Origin of the sequence: Pantoea sp. UBA5923 (assembly GCF_002431095.1) — a bacterium.
Taxonomy (GTDB): Bacteria; Pseudomonadota; Gammaproteobacteria; order Enterobacterales; family Enterobacteriaceae; genus Pantoea; species Pantoea piersonii.
In genome coordinates, this window is the sequence record NZ_DJDN01000016.1 from 47,662 (window position 1) to 50,114 (window position 2,453).

The following is a 2,453-nucleotide window of genomic DNA, read 5'->3' on the forward strand; positions in this document are numbered from 1 at the left end:
CGTCATCATTGATCTGCTGACCCTGACAAGCACCTTTATGCTCGCCTGCTGGCTGGGCCGCCGGATCTTAAAGCTGGATCGCGAAACTGCATGGCTGATTGGTGCCGGAAGCAGCATTTGTGGCGCGGCGGCCGTACTGGCTACTGAGCCGGTCATCAAAGCCGCCGCCTCAAAAGTTGCCGTCGCCGTTGCGACAGTGGTTATTTTTGGTACCGCCGCCATCTTTTTGTATCCGTTTATCTGGCATCAGGTTGCGCCGCTTCTGCCGGGCGTCAGCCTGACGGAATTTGGTATTTACACCGGTTCAACTATGCATGAGGTGGCGCAGGTAGTGGCGGCAGGCCATGCCATTAGCGGTGAAACCGAAAATGCAGCGGTAATTACCAAGATGCTGCGCGTATTAATGCTGGCGCCGTTCCTGGTGATTATCGGCCTGATGGTGCGTCGCGGTTCGTCTGCGCCGGGCGGCGCAAAACAGCCGCTTATTTTCCCGTGGTTCGCGCTCGGATTTATTCTGGTCGCGCTGTTTAACTCTGCGCATCTGCTTTCAGCCCCGACAATTGCCATTATTAATCAAGCCGACAATGTGCTGCTGGCGATGGCGATGGCGGCGCTTGGTTTGACGACCCACATTAGTCAGCTGAAAAAAGCAGGGCTGCGCCCGCTGCTTTTGGGTCTGATGCTGTTTATCTGGTTAATCCTGGGTGGGGGAGTAATTAACGTTGCGGTTCACCACTTCTTTAGCTGAGCACAAATGAATAGAGGCCAGGCGGAGTAGGTGCGCCCGGGCTGCAAAGTCCGGGCGCAAGGCATTACCAGCTGTAGCTGAGCGTCGCGAACATCGTTCGGCCGGAGCCGTAGAAGCAGGCTGTCGTGCCGCTGCAGGAGGAGACGTAGTGCTTGTTGGTCAGGTTGTTGACGTTGAACTGAAGGGTGGTGCCTTTCAGAGCGGAGCTGGCTTCGCCCAGGTCGTAGCGGGCCATCACGTCATACAGGGTATAGGCAGGCACCTTGAACGCTTCGGTATTGTCGCCGTAGCTGGTGCCGGTGTAGCGCACGCCGCTGCCCAGGGTGAAACTTTTCAGAGGGCCTTGCTGGAAGGTGTAGCTGCCCCAGAGCGAGGCCATATGGCGCGGGATGGCGGCTGGCGCTTTACCGACCTGAGCGGAGGTATTGCTCTCTTTGATTACCGCGTCGGTAAAGGTGTAGCTGGCTATGACGGCGATTTCTGGCGTCAGCTGTGAGTGCAGTTCCGTTTCCACACCTTTTGAGCGCGTCTTCCCAATCTGCTCGTTATAGCCGGTCACGCTGTTGTACGAAGTAATGTTCTTCTGATCGATGTCGAACAGCGCCAGGCTCAACACCGTATCGCTGCCTTTCGGCTGGAACTTCAGGCCCACTTCCTTTTGTTCGCCGGTTGTCGGCTTAAACGCCGCGGAACCCGGCGCGCCCGAATCGAGGTTAGGCTCGAACGAGGTGCTATAGCTGACGTAAGGCGAAAGGCCGAAGTCAAAGGCATAGAGCAACGCCGCGCGGCCGGTGAACTTATTGTCGTTTTGTTGAGACAGGCTACTGTCGGTGCGATCCAGGGTGCGGACTTCGCTCCAGTCGTGACGGCCGGACAGCAGCAGATTCCAGTTCTTCCACTCCAGCTGGTCTTGCAGGTAGAGGCCAATCTGGTCGAGCTTTTTCACGCTGTCGGTAGTTTTAGAAAGCTCGCTTTCATCGACAGAGATACCATAAACCGGGTTCGCCCAGTCGAAGTTATATTTATCTCCCCCTGCGCGCCACAGTTCGCTGGTGCTTTTATTCCACTTGTAATCCAGCCCGGCGACAAGGTTATGGGAGAGGGCGCCGGTATCGAATCTGGCGTTCAGGTGGTTGTCGAAGGCTAGCTCATCGGTGCTGGTTTTTTCACGCTGGGCGCGGCGAGCGATATTGGTGTCGGAGATCTCCGTGTTGCTTGTGGTGTAGACCAGGTATTTGTATTTACTGTTTATATTCGAGTAGCGCAGGTTCTGCACCAGCGTGACGTTTTCATTGAAGCTGTGCTCAAACAGATAACCGACCGACGTCTGTTCGCGCTTCGACTGGTTCCAGGAGGGATCGCTGACGTTCATATCATAGGGAATATACTGCCCGTTAGCGGTTGCGGTAACGGTGCCGAGGGCAGGCAGAAAGTTGCGGTAGCCCGCTTTAGGATCGTTCTGGTAGCTGGTCAGCAGGATAAAGCTGGTATCGCTGTTTGGCAGCCAGGTCAGGGCGGGGGCAATCGCCAGCCGCTGTTGTTTATAGTCCTTAACAAACTGGTGCTGGGTGCTGGCGATCCCATTGAGACGATAGAGCAGGGTGCGTTCGTCGTTCAGCGCGCCACCGAAATCAAACGCCGCTTCGCCGAGATGTTTATTACCGCCGCGCACCTGAATTTTATGGATCGGCTCAGCGGTTGGGCG

Annotated in this window: 2 protein-coding genes; one reads left to right on the forward strand and one right to left on the reverse strand. The window is 56.2% G+C overall.

Translation table 11 applies throughout. The features are described 5' to 3' along the window. Positions 1 to 748 (forward strand): YeiH family putative sulfate export transporter (locus tag B3797_RS03595; protein ID WP_311790407.1); only part of this gene is annotated, 748 nt, incomplete at its 5' end. A gap of 64 nt (positions 749 to 812) precedes the next feature. On the opposite strand, the gene B3797_RS03600 is transcribed toward B3797_RS03595, so the two are convergent. Next, positions 813 to 2,453 (reverse strand): TonB-dependent siderophore receptor (locus B3797_RS03600; protein ID WP_311790408.1); only part of this gene is annotated, 1,641 nt, incomplete at its 5' end.